Origin of the sequence: Mesorhizobium sp. WSM4989, from assembly GCF_029625795.1 — a bacterium.
Classification (GTDB): Bacteria; Pseudomonadota; Alphaproteobacteria; order Rhizobiales; family Rhizobiaceae; genus Mesorhizobium.
Genome location: NZ_JARTVN010000067.1, coordinates 1 through 239, shown reverse-complemented (window position 1 = coordinate 239; position 239 = coordinate 1). Strand labels below are relative to the sequence as shown.

Here is a 239-nt window from a genome sequence, read left to right as displayed (position 1 = left end):
AAACTTGAGATTGAAAGCAGAGACTAAATTGCTTAGTAGGCGAGCAAATCTAAACTTTGATTTAAGCATGGAAATAAGCAACATAGAAAAACTTAACTTCAATAACTTTGGAACTTGGGAAAAGGATGTCCAAGTTTTGCTTCTAGAAAGAAACTGTTTAAATATAGTTTTAGGAAAGGAACAAGATTGTGATCCCAGTGCCACACTCACGAAGTAGGAAAAACCTGAGTCTTCAGCAT

At 35.1% G+C, this 239-nt stretch carries 1 protein-coding gene; it reads left to right on the top strand.

The window, feature by feature from the left end; translation table 11 throughout:
- A partial coding sequence (locus tag P9217_RS30345) for a hypothetical protein (RefSeq protein WP_278088345.1) occupies positions 1–217 on the top strand: 217 nt, incomplete at its 5' end.
- Positions 218–239 lie beyond the last annotated feature (22 nt).